This window comes from Yersinia entomophaga, assembly GCF_001656035.1.
GTDB classification, from domain to species: Bacteria; Pseudomonadota; Gammaproteobacteria; order Enterobacterales; family Enterobacteriaceae; genus Yersinia; species Yersinia entomophaga.
Genome location: NZ_CP010029.1, coordinates 4,033,594 through 4,051,918 on the forward strand (window position 1 = coordinate 4,033,594; position 18,325 = coordinate 4,051,918).

Here is an 18,325-nt window from a genome sequence, read left to right on the forward strand (position 1 = left end):
ATATTAAAATGACGGTGAATAAAATGGATATAAGATTAGTACGTGAAAAAGATCTTTTTAACGACAAGGAATTCCATCTATTTATTTACAATAAAACGGAAAGTGCCACAGGTTTACATCGGCATGATTATTATGAATATACGCTGATATTGACGGGAATGTGTTATCAGGAAATTAACGGTAAACGGGTGTTTTTAGAGCGCGGAGACGTGGTTTTTATCCCCGTAGGGTCTCACCATCAAAGTTTTTATGAGTTTGGCGTGACTCGCATTCTCAACGTTGGTATCAGCAAAGCGTTTTTCGAGCAGCATTATAAACATATTTTATCCCGCAGTTTTGTGGCTTCTCAGGCCTATCGTATTAAAGGCGATTTTCTTTCCTATATCGAATCAGCGATTTCTGCGGCTCACGTACAGGAAGATGAAATAACGGAGTTGTTGGAATTACTGACATTCTATGTCACAAACCGCATTAGCCATTATAAAGAGACCGCTCCCAGCGATGATATTCCCCAGTGGCTAAAAAATACCGTTGATAAGATGCATGATAATTCGCAGTTTGGGGAAAGGGCGCTGATCAATATGGTCGAACTTTCTGGCAAAACTCAGGAATATCTCACTCGCGCGACCCGACGTTATTACCAAAAAACGCCCATGCAAATTATCAATGAAATTAGAATCAATTTTGCCAAAACCCAGCTTGAAGTGACTAATGACTTGGTTTCCGATATCGCTTTTGAAGCGGGTTACAGCGACACCACATTATTTATCAAAAACTTCAAGAAGCTCACCTCTTTTACGCCGGGTAACTATCGTAAGAAATTCTATGGCGTTGCTGAGAGTTTATCCCACTAATTTTTGGCTGACGCTGGCGACAGCGGGCTACGCAGAAAGGTATTACTCATGGGGAAGTTACTTATTATTAATGCTGATGATTTCGGGCTAAGCAAAGGGCAGAGCTACGGTATTATCGAAGCTTTTCGCCACGGAGTCGTTTCTTCTACCACGGCAATGGTGAACGGCACAGCAATTGATCACGCTGCGGAATTGAGTCGGGAAAATCCTGATTTACCGGTGGGGTTACATTTTGTCCTCACTTACGGCCGCCCACTCACTGAGATGCCTTCTTTAGTTGATGCCAAGGGCGAACTGAATAAATCTCTGTGGCAGCACGCGGAGGCCGGCACGTTGAATCTGGATGAAATTGCCGGAGAGCTAGTTAGCCAATTTGATAAGTTCGTTGCTCTATTTGGCCGCCCGCCAAGCCATATCGACAGCCATCATCACGTTCATATGTTGCCGCAGATTTATCCACGGGTTGCCGCTTTTGCCCGCGAGCGAAATCTATCGCTGCGTATTGACCGTCATTATGCGCAGCAGCAAAAAATCGCGTTGGGTGATTCTCGCAGCAGCCAGTGGTTTGAGGACGGTTTCTATGGTGAGGAAATATCGGAACAGCTATTTTTACAATTGTTGGATAAAGCCAATGAGAGAGGCGTGAATTCCGTTGAGTTTATGTGTCATCCGGCCTTTATAGATAAAATCCTAATGACCAGTAGCTATTGTTATCCGCGTTTAACTGAATTAGAAGTATTAACCTCTCCCACACTAAAACAAGCCATTGCGCAGCGCGGTTACCGATTAGGTTCTTTTCAGGATTGCTAACGTTCGCCTATTTATCTGATAAACATCCTAGTAAAACGGCCCAACCAGGGCCGTTTAGTTGAGAATAAATAACTCTCAAAGGCTTCCTGGTACTTCAGATGTTCTTATTCATTATGCTTCAGCTGCGACTCACTTTATTGAGTAATTTATGGCAACCGCTTTTTTCCATTTTAATGATATGGGTAGCATCGGTGGTGGCATCTTCATAGCTTTTACGTAATTCCTCCAGATCACAGCCACTCGGATGATTGCCATTGCTGGAAGAAACTTGAAAGGGAAGTATATTCTGGTTGCTTAACATGGTTGCTCCCGTGTTGACACTCAGGACGCACAGCAGAGGCAATATGATGAATTTTGAATTTCTCAACATTGATCTTCCCTACGGAGTTTCTTAATCATGGGTCTCAGACCATACTCTCTGAAGATTGTATTAGTGAGAGTAAAGGTAAATATGATTAAGCTGAGGGTAATAAATTATAGATTTTTCCTCTGAAACGGCTTAATTATTGACAATATAAGATATAGTCAAGTGCGTGACTTTCTCCGCGGGCACAGATACATGCTCTAGCGCTAAAAGCATTGTGCTATAAAGTATCCGATGCCAGATAATAGGAATATTTCTATGGCAAATAGCAGAATCATCAGGATATTGATGTTCGCCGTAGCCATTTTGAATCGTTCAAAAAAAATACTATACATGGTGATGAATCTTTAAATTGGAAACGCTATTAATCTTGCTAAGCATAAGCTTATCCTGATAGACGCAGCGTCTATCGCTACCGATTTCAGACGTGATATTTCCTTCGGCATAAACTTGTTTCAGCAACGCTGGGTAGGCCGTAATCAGCCGCGATGTATTTAACATGGCTGAAAGTCTGGACGATAGCTCTCTGGCGATATTGATTGCCGGATGAACTGCTTCTGAATTTTGCTGCGTGAGTTCCGCTAATCCTCCGCGTAAAAACCAGTAGTGAAGTTCGGTGCTATTACGAAATTTAAGCTTAGCCATTGCCGTACGTTTATGATTGCTCACGGTTTTAACACTAATACGTAACATATTGGCTATACTGCAATTTGTCATGCCCAGCGCTAATGACTCTAAGACTTCGCGCTCGCGGCGGGTCAATGCTTCCGTAATGGGTTTAATGCCGATAAGAGCATTCCGGGACTGTATTGAGGAAAACATTGGCTTTATCAAATTCACTAATTTATCAACTGATAAATTACGTGAAATGACTCTAATATTTTCCTGATTGATAGTGAGTGAGTGATGATTAACGCTATCCGGATTTTGGATCAAAAAGAACCGAGTGTTAGAGGTCTCCGGGTTAGCGGCAATCTCCGATAATAATCCTGACTCTGATAGTGAACTTCCACAAAAAATGATGTTGGCACGATAACGGTAGTAAATGTCGTTAGTAAAAAATACACGTATATTTAATCGGGAGAAAAAAACAATAAGCACCTGACGTAAACCTTCCGCATAGTACTTATCTTTCTCGATAATCAATATTGTCAGGGAGTTATTCCCAGAAAATCGATTGTTTCTCGTGGCGTGATTATTAATGACGCTGGATTCCATGCGTAGTCTATCCTATGTGGCAATAATATTTATTATTATTTTTCTGAAGGTTGTATTTATTTTATTTTCTGCTGTAAAACAAAAATATCAAATATCGCTCAAATAAGTTTAATTTTTCAATCGTCAGTCATCATATTTCAATTATGTTCTCATTTCTTTTCAATCATTATTGATCTCTCGAGTGCGGCTATTATGAGCTGTCATGGGTTTTATTATAAATCTTCATTTTTCATAGGGAAAAGCAAGAAACCTTTTATAAATCCTTAAGTTATTTAGGAAAGTCCACTCGAATATGAAACATAATATTAAAGGAATTTTTATTCCACTAACATCGCGCTTTGCGATGCCGGTTGCTTGGTTAAATATTGTCATACAGATTCTTTTTCCTCTGGCGGGTGCATTTACGCCAGTCATGGCTGCAAAAGCAGATAATCGCTCGATGCTAACCCCGCCCTCGGAGAAAAATGTAATACCTTTAACTAAGGTATATACGTTAGCTAAGGGGGAAACTCCATCAAGCGTGGCAAAAAAGTATGGTATTAGCCTGGATGAGTTACGCCAGCTAAACCGCCATCGACTCTTTTTACAGGAGTTTGATAAATTGCCTGAAGGAACATTGTTGAATGTGCCGAATAAAATTCCGGCAAAAACAACTGAAACCAATATAGGAGAGTTGAATAAACAACAGATTGAAAAGGAAAATAAATTTGCCAGTTGGGCTTCGCAATCTGGCCGCTTTCTTCAAAATAATCCTAATGGCGATGCAGCGGCAAATCTTGCGTTAGGTGCAGCAACCAGCAAAGCTAACCAAGAAGTGCAGCAATGGTTAAGTCGTTTTGGTACCGCGCGCGTACAGCTAAATCTGGATAAAAGTTTTTCTTTGCAAAACTCACAGATTGATTTGCTTATTCCACTAAAAGATCGAAAAGACACGCTGTGGTTTAGTCAGAGTAGTTTGCATCGTACTGATAGCCGGACTCAGGCCAATTTGGGGCTGGGAATTCGCTATTTTCAGCCTAGCTACATGGTGGGTACAAATAGCTTTCTGGATTATGACTTATCCCGCGATCATGCTCGCTTAGGCTGGGGGGTGGAATATTGGCGCGATTTCCTAAAGTTAGGTGCCAATACGTATTGGCGCCTAACTAACTGGAAAGATTCTAAAGATTTTGTCGATTACGAAGAACGTCCGGCAAACGGTTGGGATATACGCGCCGAAGGATATTTACCTGCTTACCCGCAGCTGGGCGCTAAATTAACCTATGAACAATATTACGGCGATGAGGTCGGATTATTTGGCAAAGATAAACGCCAGAGCAACCCTCATGCTATTACCGCTGGCGTTAATTACACGCCGTTTCCTTTATTAACCCTTAGCACGGAACAACGTCAGGGTAAATCCGGCGAAAATGATACCCGATTTGGAATCCAACTAACCTATCAGCCAGGAATACCCTGGAGTCAGCAATTGGACGGCGCGGCAGTGGCCGTTCGTCGTAGTCTGGCTGGAAGCCGCTATGACCTTATTGAACGTAACAATAATATTGTTCTGGAATATCGCAAAAAAGACGTGGTGTTCCTCACGTTGACTAATAACGCCAGCGGCTATGCCGGTGAACAAAAATCACTGGGCGTATCCGTGAATGCAAAATACGGATTGGATCGTATTGAATGGGACAGCGCCGCGCTGGTGATGAACGGCGGCAGCCTTGTTCAAGAGGCCGCCGATAGATTCAGCGTGATATTACCGAATTATCAACCCGGTGGACGCGCCGCGAATACCTATAATTTAAGCGCCGTTGCTTACGATAAAAAAGGAAACGCTTCATCCCGCGCGCAAACTGAGATTGTGGTGACGGAAGCCGCCGTCAGCACCTTAAACAGCACCTTTAGTCCAGCAGAAAGTCAGCTAACTGCCGATGGGCAGCAGACTGTCGATCTCGTGTTGAATATTCGCGATAAAGATAATCAGCCAGTTGATGTGCAAGATACTGAGATCAATCTGGATATTAGCAGTCAGGCGAGAAGTAAAGTCAGCACTCAGGTTACGCCATTTACTCGCGTGGATGTGGGGCAATATCGCGCAACGGTGACGGCAGGAACTCAAACCGAGCGAGTCATCTTAACGCCTTCGACGCGCAATATAACATTGGCTGAGGCCAAGGTTACGCTGGTGGCCGGGGATGCGGATATCGGACATTCCACTTTGACGGTATCACCTGAAACAATTGTGGCTGACGGTTCTACTCACAGCACGCTGACCTTTACCGCTAAAGATAGCCATGACAATTTGGTTAGCGGCTTAACCGATGTGAGTTTTGCTATCAGTGGGCTGAATGATAATAGCAGCCTGGTGGTAGGCAAAGTGGCAGAGAGCCACGGGGTTTATCGCGCAACATTGCAGGGAACCGAAGCGGGCGCGGCCAGTTTGACACCGGTCATTAACGGTGTGGCGCTCGGTGGATTGGCGGCGTTGCTCACACTTACCGCCGATAACGGAACGGCGCAGATTACCGATGGCAATTTGTGGGTGACCTCCGACGGCGCGTTGGCAAATGATATTGAAACCAATGGTGTTAGCGTCAGAGTTACCGATGCATCGGGTAATGTAGTACCAAATCACGAGGTCACGTTTAGCACCAGTAACGGGCAGATCCTTACGCCGCATGTCATAACTGATGTGAATGGATTGGCATCGACGCTGCTGACCAGCACTCTCTCTGGGACTATTCCTGTCACCGCGACGGTCAACGGGCAATCGAAATCTGTCGATACCCAGTTTGTCGGTGATCTATCGACCTCTTTTATTACCGACCTTACGCCATCGGTGACGCAGGCCGTGGCTGATGGCAGCACGAAGGTGATATATCGAGCGACGGTAAAAGATGAAAAGGGGAATACTTTACCTAACGTACCGGTGTATTGGGAGCGCGACAATACTCAGGTTATGTTGAGTGCCGCTCGCAGTGAAACCGATGATCAGGGCATCGCGCAAATTGAGGCTTCCAGTCTGAAAGCGGGGGAGGTGATTGTCAGTGCTCAAAGTCGGCTTTCTCGTAAATCGGCAACCTCGGTTTCCTTTATCGCCGATATGACTCAGGCCAAGATCGATCGGCTTAGCGCGGATAAAAATATCTTAGTGGCAGATAATACGGAAACCGCCACCTTGACGGTCGGCATCACTGACAAGAATGACAATATTCTGACTGGTGTACCGGTGAGCTGGCAGATTATTGAAGGCAGCGGCACGATCATTCCCGTTGAGTCAGTTACCGATACGCAAGGGCTGGCGACCGCCTCTCTAAATACCCGTCAGTCTGGCGTATTAAAAGCGAGCGTAAGTCTGAATAATGGTGATTCGCGCAATATTACGCTGAATGCTGTGGCCGATAACCGCACGGCAAAAGTGTTATTGACGGCGGAAAATAACAAAGACTCGGCCATTGCGAATGACGTCGATTCTGTTGTGCTGCTTGCCGAGGTTAAAGATGCCGAAGGTAACGCCATTATTGATTTGCCAGTCACCTGGCGCAGTTCGATTAATTCAGTAAATCAATCCGTGTCCAACACCGATATCACGGGTGTTGCGCGGATGACGCTAAAAGGCAACCAGGCCGGAGATGCGCAGGTAACGGCGCTACTGTTCAATGGCGAACAGGCGGATAAAAGCGTCAGGTTTGACCCTACAGCGGCAGAAATTGGGAACAGCCAATTGAGCACATCGCCACAAACTATCGTTGCAGATGGCGTTGCCAAGTCGCTGGCCACATTGATATTGCGTGATACCAACGGTAATCCGGTATCGGGGCAAAGTGTGAGATTCAGCGCGGAAAACGGTTCCGATATTTCTTTCGTCAATCAACTCGAAAAAGGTCAGGGTGTTTATCAGGTCGAGGTGATAGGAACGCGTCAGGGAACGCATACTTTAACGGCTCATATCGATGGAGCAAATCCATTTAACAAGAGTATTGATCTGGGGCTGGTTGCCAATGCTTCAGATGTACGGATTAAGTCGGTAACCGTTGCTCGTTCGCAGGCCAATGCTGACGGCAACGATTCAGTGGAAATAACGGCTCAGGTTGAAGACAGCCACCAAAATACCGCGCTGGAAAACGTGGCGGTAGGCTGGAAAACCAATCTGGGAGAATTAATACGGCCGGTTAGCCAGACTAATAAACAAGGGGTTGCAGTGATTTCGCTGACCAGTACCGAAGCCGGAAATGCGCAAATTGCCGGGCTATTAGGTTACGGTCAGGAAGAAAATGCCGACAAACTGGTTACATTTGTGACCGGAATGGTATCCGATGACAAATCAACCTTCTCGTTGTCACCGACGGTCATTACTGCCAATGGTAACGATAGCGCCACGCTGCTGGTGACTGCGCGGGATGCTCAGGGGAATTTGTTAACTGGATTGCAGAAAGAGATCGTGCTTTCTTCTCCGGAGGGCATCACCTTAAAGACCTCGGCATTTACTGAGGTTTCCACCGGAATTTATGAAGGAAAAATCAGCGGGACTAAAGCAGGGGTTGCCACCCTAAACGTTGCGATCAAAGGGGTTACCCTTAAGCAGCAGCGCCAATTAACGCTACGGGCGGATGCGGCTACGGCGAAGATGTTGGGTAGCGCAACGGCGACCCCAGCGTCCGCTATGGTGGGCGAGTCGGTTATTTATCGGGCGACTTTAGTCGATGCCTATGATAACCCGCTGGGGGCGGGTATTCCGGTGACCTGGCGTGCTAACGCCGACAGCTACTTGAGCCAGCAGCAAACCCTGACTAATGCCCAAGGGATAACCGAGGTGTCGCTCAGTCGCACCAAGGTGGGTACGGCGCAACTGAGCCTAATATTGACCGGTGGAACCTTTGATGCGCCGAATGTGCCTTTCCACGCAGGCGCGGTTGATGAAAGTAAATCCGAGTTGTCTCTCAGTCCGGGCAGCATTACCGCCGATGGCGTAGATATTGCGACGCTGAAGGTGATACTGCGTGATAAACAAGGCAATTTGCTGTCACTGCAAAAAGTATCGGCGGAGGCGGATCAGAAAGACGCGGTGACGATCTCTGCGGCTAAGGAAAATTCACCAGGTGAATATCTGATCCTGGTTCAGGGAAAAAAGGCGACCACCGTCAGTTTATCCACTCAGGTCAATGACGCTCCGTTCAAAACTGCGCAGACGCTAACGCTTAAGGCTGATATTTCCAGTGGAAAGGTCGATAGTATTACGCCGGCCGTCACCAGCATTGTTGCAGGGAAGGACAGCGTCGTTTATCGCGCGGTGATTAGCGATGCTGAGGGTAATTTACTGAAGGACGCTATTGTGTCCTGGCAATTAATCTCAGGTTCGGCGGTCTTTGATCGAATATCCAGAACGGATGGGATGGGAGTAGCACAAACTACCTTGAGCAGCACCGTAGCGGGTGACGTGGTTATTGCAGCTTATCTGAACAGTAACCAATATAAGAATGCTATACCGGTAACGGTGAAACCCGGCGCCATCGATCAAAACGCGTCGACCTTTGTCAGTGACAAAATCACAATAGGCTCGGATGGAACCGAAGCGGCCAATTTGCTGGTTAAGCTGAAGGATATTTACGGGAATAATATTCCTAAAGAGGTGGTTAATATTACCTCATCTTCTACATTGACCGGTTTTAAGGTGACGCCTCAGCCAATGAAGGATATAGGCAGCGGTAATTACACCGCGGCTGCTACCTCTACCGCCAAAGGTCAGCAGGTGATCAGTGCCAAAGTGGGCAGCACCCAAATTGGCAAAGATATTACGATTACCATCGGGGCAATAACGCCGGATTTGCGTTTTGATAATGCGCAGCAGCAAGTGACCTATGTCAAAACCTTTAACCAATCGCAGCCGGCCAGAAATGTTCCCGTCGGCGTGCGCCAATTTTGGAGCAGTAGCGATCCTGATGTGGCGCAGGTAGATGACGTTGGCAAAGTGACCCTATATAAATCGGGCAAGGTCACTATCACGATTCAAACCAGCGGTAATGGGCAATATAACCCGGCTCAGGGCAGCTATGAACTTCAGGTAGATAAAGCCGATCCTCAGCTCACGACGGATCAGGCAATTATTGCCGATTACTGGGCGGAAGGTAACAATCCATCGGTGAAGGTTTCACTCAATAATAGTGATGCTGCCGCCTTAACCCCAACTTATCGAAGTAGCGATAGCAAAGTAGTGACCATCAATGCTCAAGGTAATCTGACGCAAGTCAGACCCGGAGCGACTGATATTACCGTTTCAACGCCGGAAACCGATCAATTCAAAGGGAGTGAATTAAAGATTGGCTATACCTTAAGTAAAGGGCGGCATCCTATTACCTTCAGCCAACCGACTTTCCAGGTAACGGATCAGGAGAATCTGTCGGTAGAGCAGCCTATTGTGGCACTACCCGCTAATGCTAAATATAGTTGGGGAAGCAGCGATAGTTCCGTCGTTAATATTAAACCTACTACTGGGGAGATAAATAGTCAGGCTGTCGGCAAGGCTCGGTTGACGTTAACCATGGCATCGAATGAATTCTACGAGGAAAGTAGCGGCTATTACGATGTGGAGATCTACGGAAAACCGAGTATTAGCGGCAAGGTAGTTCACCTGAGTAAAGGTCAGTCATCTGAATCGAATAAATGGAATCCGACGTTTACCCGCGATACGATATCGGTGAACTGGTCATCCGAGAGCAGTAATAAATACACGGCGCCAACGAAGGTGGTAATTCAGATATTTGATAACAGTACCAACGCTAAGCTTGAAGAAATAACGGAAACTTCCAGCTTTATGTCGAAAACAACGACCTTCCAACCCAAAGAAAGCTATTGGGGAAAAAGGCTAAGGATTGTTGCCACGGCATACGGGTTTAATAATCTGCAGGATCGCTACCAGTATATGGTTGACGCGTACCCCTTAGAGCCGGCCGCTATTTGGAATAGTGCTATTCTAAGATCGCGTAGCCTTATTTATATCACTAGCTCAGGGGCAAGAGATTCATCATGTCGGGAGACATGGTTGGGTCGGGAGCATCATGTTAACGCGAACATTGATAATTTGGCCTTAAACTTTAGTTCAGGGGATAGATTAATCGCACCGATGGAAGTGACGGTAAGAGTCGACTTTGGCGGTCAGTCCAATTCGAATGTTTATACAAAAACCAATATTTTCTCCAGTGAGAATATTGCCGTTAATAAAAGCACCAAAATTTTCAGCGAGTGCTGGAAAAGCCACGTTGGGGGTTACTCACCATCATTAGTTGTCAAGTTCGGTGGGATGACAAGAACTTACTGGGGCGGGTCTCATGGCTGGGGGGGGAAATGGTGACGGCAACGATACGCCGCGTGTGGATAATTACTAATGCTAAAAATATGACTATGGGGTAGTCATTTTAGATAAGTAGGACAGGGACGTTATTTACAATCCTCACCGCGACACTCAGTTTCGGTGAGGGTTATTTTGACAATAACAGGTAATGATTTTCACAGTAAAAATGATATCAAAAGATCAGAAATGTCCTACGATTAGTTATTTTAACCATGATGTGATGTCGCAGGCCGACCGCGGTGATCATTTTTCTCAGAGAGAGAGTCAGTTACTGAGTATTTCTAATATAGGAGACAGTTTTATTCAGGACAGAGTGATGTACAGCGAAGATGTGTTGGATTTAAATCCGGCGTCGAATAAAAGAATATTGGCAGGAAGTAAAACTAAAGCAGAGTCTAGCTGTAGAGTAAAATTACAGACATTAAAAAAAATAACCATTTATTTAATCGAGTGTAATGAAGAAGGTTTTTATTTGTTGAATCAGCGCTCTGCCTTATCTGAAAATCCTGTCGGCATTAATAATAAACAGGAGATTAAATATAGCCTTTGTAACAATGATTCTTTTCCTGCGCGTAAAGATAAATTAGGCCAGGGGATTTTGTAGTAAAAGTCAGGGGGAATAATGTTCCCCATTATGTTAATAACAGCAAATCAATCAAGAAAAAGGAATGAAATATGCATTTAAGAAATCACTCATTCAGATCCTCTTGTCGTCATTATATTAAAAATGCAGAAGTAACTAAAAAGGCATCAGAAGTTTCTATAAATATAGGGAGAGTTAATTCTGGTTATTTTGCTAGTTTATTCGGTGTAAGCAATACCAATGTTAATATTAGTTGGAAAGGAAATTCCACGTCATTAGATCTGAATAAGGTAGTTAAAAATTGTTGGAAGACAATAAAAAATAATAATAAAGATATGGAAGAATGGCGGCGGCAGGAGAGAAGCGTATATATCCCTGCTGCCATTAATAAATCAATCGACACTGCTGCTGGATATTTAGGTGCCAAGGTAAGCACGGAGACGAAGGATCGTGTTTTTGATAGAACATTCCAATATAGGTATATGTCTGCCGAGTTTTCTGGTGTGAGTAACGTAAAGAGCGCAGCTCAGACTTCTATTGGACAAACGGTAGGGAACTATCTTAGTCGGAATAATTCTCTAGACAATTTATTTAAAAATAATGAATTGGGAAGAGATGCCAGCCAGCCAGATATGAAAAGAAAAATCAGAGAAGAGCATTCTTTAGTCAGTGCGGAAGTAACAAATTTCATCTCAGACCAGATCTATAAAAAATATTTCTCACAGGATGTCAGTGCGATAAGAAAAGTTGCATTGCAATTAACACTTGAGGAAACAGGGATGTTTAAGGCTAAAAAAATCATGCCGCCGCGGGTGTAAATTCTAAGTAAACAACCAACCCACATATAAGTGATATTGCCAGTAAAGCCATATCTTGGGTAATGACCGAAAAAATAAAGCGTGATTAAAATATGCAATATATGATCGAACTTTAAATTCACGTGAACTAAAAGTGAATTCTCGCTTTATGATATATAGAAGGAACAATAATGAAGATTAACAATTCAAGCACGTTGGTGATCAACCCTACTAGGGTAAATGAAAATAGTCAGACTGAAAGTGAGAGTTCTCGTCTCAAAAAAAATGTCGCAACAACCACGGCAGTCAGTAATACGACATCTACATTAAAAGCAAAAATAAACAGATATAAAGCTCAAAGAGATGAAGCGAATAAGACATTCACACCTAAAGAACAGCGTGTAAAGGAGTTTTATGGTTCAAAGTTTACTGTGACTCAAGAAGGCGGGTTACTCACCACCTCTAAACCTTATCCTAAGGAAGTACACTCCTTATTACATACCGATGCTAATATATCCGGAGCTAAAACGGCTGCCACGATGAGGGCTTTAATTGCCGAGGGGAATATGCTTGCGGCCAAAAAGTCGCACATGCCTGATGCCAATATTGACTTGGCTAAAGCGATACAAAACACTTTGTTCGAGGCAGCCGCAAACAATTTATCAGCGCTCACTGCACCTATTTCCTTACATATAGATAAAGAGCAGGGCATTTCACTCAATAATGCTAAAAGAGAATCGGTTAATGAGTGGGTGGCAAGGAATGATAATAGTGAAACCTTTATCATCTTAAATGGAAATAATGATGAAACCTACGTCAATTTCATTGCTGAGACGCTGAAGGATTCAAAGAATATCAATTTCATTACCAGTGGATTTGGCGGACATGGAACAACGGATCGGCACAATATTGCGATAAACAAAACCGAAGGCGATCGCTTCAAGGAAATTTTGGTCGGGAAAGGGATTTCGGCTAGCCGGGTAACCGTCGATCCTTTCTCTACTAACAGTGGCCAAAACGCTACGAATGTCGCAGATATTCTAGATCGTGTCGCTGATTCAGGTAAACCTGTATCAACCGTCGTGGTCAGCGGTACGCCAGCTGCAGTACCCAGGCAGACTCTTACCTACGGACAACAGCTGAAGTTAGATAATACAAAGAGTTTCAATATAGAATCATTCCCATTCTTTAATCCAAGTGAATATAACACTTTGGCCGATAGCCTAGCGACAATCAGAGAGTTTTCAACAACGCTTAATTATCTGTTCAACACGTCATATTTGCCTGCCAAACCCGAGCTGTATTCCGATGATTTTTTCTCTGCGGCTAAAGCATGTTTTAGCACATTGGAATCGAAATTGGGTAGTGAACATTCAGAGTTCGCCCAACAGAATAAACCTCTATTAGAGGCAATGAGGAATGTGGACGATGCCATGATAGAGAGATTCCGCAGCCAAAGTTTGACTGAAAATGATAAGGCGGCGGTAAAAACAATAGATAATTTCTTCAGATCTTTGTTCAATCCTCTTGAACTGACCTTTAAGCGTGATAATAGCTAGTCAATACCAATGTGCCCTCTTTGGGGGGCACATTCAATAGTTTTTGGAGGGGGCGTCATTTGCAGCGATATGGGATTTTTTATCAGGTCATGCAGATTATCTAACGGGTACGAAGACTAGAAGGGCGGGTTTCCTTTTCGGTAAACGTCCCAAACTTTTTTCGCATATTTCATCCGCATTTCATGACGATCTTTTCCTGTTCCTGAATTATATGCCCCGACGGCTTCCCAGCTATAACCATAGATCTTCATCATATCGGATAGTATTGAGGCACCGACCAATATGGAAACACAGGGATCTGAGGTCAACATTGCATCATCTACGCCTATTTTGCGCAGTCGGGGAATATGGCTGCTGTTTATTTGCATTAATCCTAAATCGTAACTTCCGTTATTATTTTTTCCTACGGCTTCTGGTTTCAATCCAGATTCTACCTGAGCGATAGAATAGAGCAGCTTGGCCTCAATGCCGAAAAATTGTTCTGAATAGGTCCAGCAGTTGGCGTAACCTTGATAAGGGAAAAAAAAGCTCAGGATAAAAATAATTATCCTCGATAAAGTCACGCTATTCATTAATTTATTTTCCCTGGTGGAATGGAACGATTCTTGTGATAAGTGGGGTTGTAAGAATATTATCAGTAAATATATCATCATGAAATGATAATAACTGGTTATGTATAACAAGCTGGTTTTTTGGAACAAAAGTGACATCCGGTGGATTAGTAATATTAATATTAAACATAATCATAATTTGTATTGATCTTCCATTTTTGTTTTTTGATTTCATTTGTAATTCATTGTATTTATTGGTTTTTATTTATAATGCTTGATTTTTAATCTTATCAGATAGGGTTAGGATATTTATTAAATAACGCTAAATCAATGGGTGATTGTTTGTCACTGGTACAATCTGTTCTACATCATGAATTGATGGGGAACGGTAACAATCTTTCCTAGATAATTAAATTTCCTCTCGTTAATACTAACGTTATCGATATACTCTTACGCAGTGTCTCGTCATTTTCTCATCATGTTTTTACTGAATCAAAGACATATATTGAGCCAAGAGATCATGACGCTCCCTATAAAGAATATAATAGATATATCTTTAATCGAATATGTCGGAATGTTTCTGAAACGAATGGTAACTAACTTATGGATAGGCTTAGTACTCATCTATATCTACAACAAAATGATCGGTTAGAGTTTCAAAAGCCGCAGCTGTTGCTGACTGAACCTCATAAAAGCACCGGTGTTGATTTTAAATTGATCGGTGAGAACGGCAGCGATGTTACCTGCCAGTTTAAGCCGGGTGAAACGGGTATCGCGGCTTTTTTACCAATGTCATTGCATATTATCGAAGGGAGTATGCGCTATCGGTCATTGGATCTCATTGCCCTGTGCAAGCTACAGGCATTTATAGATACTTCGCTTAATCGCGTAGGTTTTGAACGTAACAATGATATTTGCTGGGGGTTTGAACCCCTAGGGTTTCAAGAGAATGTGACTTTTAAACATATTGAGTATTGGTTAATCCGTCAATCGTTACGGGCAGACTCCGGAACGGGGAATATCGCCAGCATCTTACGTTCTACCGAATGGTATCGCTTAGTCAGATTTTTACTACAGGAAGCGGATAGCACCGAACGTTTGCAGGATTTGGGCGCACGCTATGGCGTTTCTGTGTCTCATTTTCGCCGCCTGACGCGTAAGGCTTTGGGTAATACAACCAAAGTAGAAATGTGCGATTGGCGGCTAGTTCGGGCGTTATTAGATCTGATGGGAGAACAGAAAAGTTTGACTACGTTGGCGATGAAGCATGGTTATTCGTCTCTTTCTCATTTTTCTAACGACGTCAAAATATCATTAGGTGTTTCTCCACGTAGCCTGAAAGATGTCATTATCAGCGATGCTAAAAAATGAATTATGTTATTGGTTTTAAAAGAACCTGCGTCTGTATTTTAGGGGTGGTTGTACTAGCAGGCATGCCTGAAAAGGCATTTTCTGAGGAAAATTCATCAAGTCTTTCGGGCTATGTAGCACGGCAAAATGATATAAAAGGGCTGATTGACGCTTTGTCATCAAGAATGAATAAGCCAATTATTATCAGCAAAGCCGTGGCGCGAAAGAAGATTAGCGGGGAGTTTGATCTTAATAATCCTCAGCGTTTAATTGACAACATTTCGGCGCAGTTAGGGCTGATTTGGTATCACGATGGGCAGGCTATTTATATTTACGATGCATCAGAGATGCGCAATGCCGTGGTGGTATTAAGAAACACCTCTTTTTCAGCGGTGAGCAATTTTTTGCGTAAATCTGGTCTATATGATCAGCGTTACCCATTGCGCTCAGATAGCGTGAGTTCCACGTTTTATGTATCTGGGCCCCCGATCTATGTTGAATTGGTGACAAATACAGCCAAATTCTTAGATGAAAAGAACAACGATTTGGATGGACGCTCAAAAGTTGCGTCTATCCCGTTGTTTAATACGTTTGTTCAGGATCGTGATTTTAAATATCGTGACGATAGGATCATTATTCCGGGAGCCGCTAGCATTGTTCAGCAATTACTTAACGGTAATGAATCCGGTGGGGATGTTATGGTGCCAGCACCGGCGACAGATACTATTGCCACGGATTTACCTCCTCGGCTGGATGAATTTCCCGGTGTCAGTCAGGCAAAACCCAAATTACCTTTTGCAGATTTGACTACGGCAATAAGGGGGCGTCCTTCAGCCTCGGGTTTTCAGATTGTGGCTAATCCGGGAACCAATAGTCTATTGGTTAAAGGAAGCGCTGAGCAAGTCTCATACGTGCAAAATATTGTCAGTGTTCTGGATTTGCCCAAGCGCCATATTGAGCTATCGGTGTGGATTGTCGATTTGCAAAAAGATGCGCTGGAACAAATGGGCGTTGAATGGAATGGTGGCGTGAATGTTGGGGGGAAACTAGGGATTTCTTTTAACGGTGGAGCATCCAGTACTGTAGATGGCGCAACATTTATGGCCTCAGTGCTGGCATTAAGCCAAAAGAACCAGGCGAATATAGTTTCCCGTCCGATGGTATTAACACAGGAGAATATTCCTGCCATTTTTGATAACAGCCGGACGTTTTATACTCAATTGATCGGTGAGCGTAGCGTTGAATTACAGCATATTACCTATGGTACTTCGGTTAACGTATTACCGCGTTTTACCGATGGTAACGAAATTGAAATGATGCTGAACGTAGAAGATGGGTCGCAGGTTCCTGTCTCTTCAGACACTCCAAATGGTTTACCGGAAGTTGGACGCACCAATATCAGTACTATTGCCAGGGTGCCCAGAGGGAAAAGCTTGTTAATTGGCGGTTATACGCGAGATGAAAGTACCGATGGGGAGGCCAAAGTTCCACTATTGGGAGATATTCCTCTAATAGGCGGGTTATTTAGATATAAAAAATCGCGCAACTCTAATACGGTACGGGTTTTCCTGATTCAGCCGCGAGAGATTGAATCTCCGTTACAACCGGATGCCAGTAATCTTATTGCCGATATGCAAAAAAATCTGGCCAATCCTGCGTTGCAAGACTGGATGCGAAATTATGTGGATAGCCAGAAATGGCTATAGATATTGGCAAGTTTTCCTCTTCATCACTCGATTTGTACCAGTTACGTCGGGATAAGGTGAGCAGTGAAAAAAGTGCTAATACGCAAAAAGCTGCCCAAGAAGGGGCTGTGAATAGTGACGAAACGCAGAATATTGCAGATGATTCACCAGCCGCCGCGGTGCAGCGTTTTGGCGACTCTATTGATGAAATGTCAATTCTATTATCGCAATTTCGCAATCGTCGAGATTATGAAAAAAAGATTGGTAGTGCGAGTGAAAGCAGCTTTGAACAAATTTTGGACGAGGACGTACTGCCTAAAGTCTATGCATTATTAAAAGTCACGTCGAGTGTCGATGGTTCAAATATAAAGAATCTATTGCAACAGGTGCGCTCATTATTTCCTGATGACAGCGATCTGGTTTTGGTGCTGCGCGAACTGCTACGTCGCCGCAATATTGATGAGGTAGTTAGACGCCGCCTTAAAATCATGTTGCAGCAGGTTGAAAAGCAGGCTAATCCGCGCCGGCTTAAAGCTGGAATAAATGTGGCGTTTAAGGCCCGCTTATTTGGGAAGGCACTGCAGCTTGATCCGGCACTCATGCGCGAGAGTTACCGTGATTTTTTAGAGAGTGATGCCCATGAGGTCGAAGTTTATCAAGATTGGATTTCGACATATGGCGCTAAGCATCGTGCCGCGGTGGTCGATTTTATGGAAAGTTCGCTGCTTAGCGATATGGATGCCCAGGATCCAAGTTGTTCTCATATTGAATTTGGTAATTTATTAGGGCGGTTAGGACAGGTAAAACTGATTCGTTCAAGCGACAGTGCCTTTATAGATAACGTATTGAAAAATGCCTTAATACGGGCGCATAACGATTCGGAACAAGCTTGGTTGTTATTTATGCTATGCGTATTACAGCATCCGGAACATATAAAAGATTATTTACAAGAAGCGATTGGTGAGAGAATAAAATTAAGTAAACACGCGGAACGTTCCTCGTTACTACATATTATCTCGCAAGCCTGTAAAAATTTACCCAGAGAATTATTTTATGAACCTGAAGATGCCGATGTATTAGCGCGGGAATTCGAGAGATTGGCAACAATAGCCTATCGCTACGAGTTAATTGAGCTTCGTCGGGGCAATTTAGAGTAAACGAAAAAATTACCCGGCTCGCACACTGACTCTATTGTTAAACCACCGCCCGTTATTATGA

Annotated in this window: 12 protein-coding genes; 9 read left to right on the forward strand and 3 right to left on the reverse strand. The window is 43.7% G+C overall.

What is annotated here, in order from left to right; genetic code table 11:
- Positions 1–23 precede the first annotated feature (23 nt).
- Positions 24–854, forward strand: a complete 831-nt coding sequence (chbR, locus tag PL78_RS18075) for a transcriptional regulator ChbR (protein ID WP_064518549.1) — start codon at positions 24–26, stop codon at positions 852–854.
- Positions 855–902: 48 nt separating this feature from the next.
- Entirely contained in the window at positions 903–1,664 is a 762-nt protein-coding gene (chbG, locus tag PL78_RS18080; RefSeq protein ID WP_064517765.1) for a chitin disaccharide deacetylase, read from the forward strand.
- A gap of 118 nt (positions 1,665–1,782) precedes the next feature.
- On the opposite strand, the gene PL78_RS18085 is transcribed toward chbG, so the two are convergent.
- Positions 1,783–1,965: a hypothetical protein gene (locus PL78_RS18085; RefSeq protein ID WP_064517766.1), complete on the reverse strand. Its 183-nt coding sequence runs from the start codon at positions 1,963–1,965 to the stop codon at positions 1,783–1,785.
- A 390-nt stretch (positions 1,966–2,355) separates the two neighbouring features.
- Positions 2,356–3,246, reverse strand: coding sequence for a response regulator transcription factor (locus PL78_RS18090; RefSeq protein ID WP_064517769.1), 891 nt, complete (start codon positions 3,244–3,246; stop codon positions 2,356–2,358).
- Positions 3,247–3,766: 520 nt separating this feature from the next.
- On the opposite strand from PL78_RS18090, the gene PL78_RS18095 reads away from it, so the two are divergent.
- The 4 genes from PL78_RS18095 (at position 3,767) to PL78_RS18110 (ending at position 13,521) form a co-directional block, all read left to right on the forward strand.
- Complete coding sequence (locus tag PL78_RS18095) at positions 3,767–10,582, forward strand: Ig-like domain-containing protein (RefSeq protein ID WP_158513774.1); 6,816 nt, start codon at positions 3,767–3,769, stop codon at positions 10,580–10,582.
- 316 nt (positions 10,583–10,898) lie between these two features.
- The gene (locus tag PL78_RS20390) at positions 10,899–11,186 is read left to right on the forward strand and encodes a hypothetical protein (protein WP_120806716.1); all 288 of its coding nucleotides are present in this window, start codon (positions 10,899–10,901) and stop codon (positions 11,184–11,186) included.
- Positions 11,187–11,257: 71 nt separating this feature from the next.
- Positions 11,258–11,983 (forward strand): type III secrection system effector, WxxxE family, encoded by a 726-nt coding sequence (locus PL78_RS18105; RefSeq protein WP_064517775.1) that lies wholly within the window; start codon positions 11,258–11,260, stop codon positions 11,981–11,983.
- A 170-nt stretch (positions 11,984–12,153) separates the two neighbouring features.
- Positions 12,154–13,521, forward strand: a complete 1,368-nt coding sequence (locus tag PL78_RS18110) for a YdcF family protein (RefSeq protein ID WP_064517777.1) — start codon at positions 12,154–12,156, stop codon at positions 13,519–13,521.
- Positions 13,522–13,637: 116 nt separating this feature from the next.
- Here the strand turns inward: PL78_RS18110 and iagB are convergent, their stop codons facing one another.
- Positions 13,638–14,093 carry a type III secretion system invasion protein IagB gene (gene iagB / locus PL78_RS18115; RefSeq protein ID WP_084414354.1) on the reverse strand — a complete coding sequence of 152 codons (456 nt, stop codon included), beginning with the start codon at positions 14,091–14,093 and terminating at the stop codon, positions 13,638–13,640.
- 582 nt (positions 14,094–14,675) lie between these two features.
- On the opposite strand from iagB, the gene PL78_RS18125 reads away from it, so the two are divergent.
- Genes PL78_RS18125 through sctW form a run of 3 tightly spaced genes read left to right on the forward strand, consistent with a single transcriptional unit; the run spans position 14,676 to position 18,264 of the window.
- Positions 14,676–15,443, forward strand: a complete 768-nt coding sequence (locus PL78_RS18125) for a helix-turn-helix domain-containing protein (protein ID WP_071925615.1) — start codon at positions 14,676–14,678, stop codon at positions 15,441–15,443.
- Positions 15,440–17,128 carry a type III secretion system outer membrane ring subunit SctC gene (gene sctC / locus PL78_RS18130; protein WP_084414355.1) on the forward strand — a complete coding sequence of 563 codons (1,689 nt, stop codon included), beginning with the start codon at positions 15,440–15,442 and terminating at the stop codon, positions 17,126–17,128. Before PL78_RS18125 ends, sctC begins: the two co-directional genes overlap by 4 nt.
- Positions 17,119–18,264, forward strand: coding sequence for a type III secretion system gatekeeper subunit SctW (gene sctW, locus PL78_RS18135; protein WP_084414356.1), 1,146 nt, complete (start codon positions 17,119–17,121; stop codon positions 18,262–18,264). The genes sctC and sctW overlap by 10 nt, the downstream gene beginning before the upstream one ends.
- Positions 18,265–18,325: the final 61 nt, after the last annotated feature.